The sequence below is a fragment of the Bacteroides sp. AM23-12 genome, assembly GCF_003434395.1.
Lineage (GTDB): Bacteria > Bacteroidota > Bacteroidia > Bacteroidales > Bacteroidaceae > Bacteroides > Bacteroides thetaiotaomicron.
In genome coordinates this window covers 536-1,414 of record NZ_QTLF01000089.1, presented here as the reverse complement: position 1 = coordinate 1,414, position 879 = coordinate 536, and the positions used below count along the sequence as shown (strand labels likewise).

Annotated in this window: 1 protein-coding gene; it reads right to left on the bottom strand. The window is 38.8% G+C overall.

Going from position 1 to position 879, the window contains the following annotated elements; all coding sequences use genetic code 11:
• Positions 1–160 precede the first annotated feature (160 nt).
• On the bottom strand, positions 161–879 hold a 719-nt coding region (locus DW640_RS23225; protein ID WP_233525477.1), incomplete at its 5' end, for a transposase.

The window sequence follows — 879 nt, the reverse complement described above, 5'->3', positions numbered from 1 at the left end:
TGAATTCTAAGTCCTCTCCAAACAATATCTATAAAATCTTACCCAAGTTTACGAACATTAACGTATCCTTGGGTAAGTTTGTATATAGACATAACTACTCTTCAGAAGTGTATAGCTACTTCCTAAACCTAAGATATTTTCGAAGTTAAGGACCTTTTTATTATACGGCTAATGTTACAAATGGAGTCTGCCTTCGTATCACAGCAAAAGACCTTGCTATGATTTTGGCTCTTACAGCATTGATTACAGATGCTTTATGTTTCCCCTCTGCTATTTTCCTTTTATAGTATGCTTTCATCTGCGGATCCCAAGAGATGGCAGTAATAGCTGCCCGGGTAAGGTATACTTTTACTTCTTTGTTAGCCAATGAAGAAGTCTGCGTTTTTCCCCGTATGGAAATACCTGAAGTATGTTCAAATGGGGCGACCCCACAATAGCAGGCAAATTTCCTCGGGTTGTCAAATCTTTGAAAATTGTCAGTAACACACAGTAATACAATGGCATTGATAATTCCTATTCCTTTTATACTTCTTAATAGCAAGTAGTTTGTGTAAAGCGATGTACTGGCGGCTATTAGTTGCTCCATATCCTCTTCCACCTCCAGGATTCTTTCTTTTATCGACTTGAGCTGCTCTTCCAAAAAAGAAATGGATTCTGTCACATCAGCCAACTTAGCCATCCAGGAGAATGTTTCCAATAACTTTATGCTTGATACTTTTTGCTTGACCAAATTGTCACGTATAATAATCCATCCCCGCAGTCTCACCAAGTCTTTGTCAGGCAATTTGTATAACTCCAGTTTTCGATAGTGTAATACCGCATAGTTCGCTATTCTTTTGGCGTCAATGCGGTCATTTTTGCCTCGTTGCAAGCCTATGG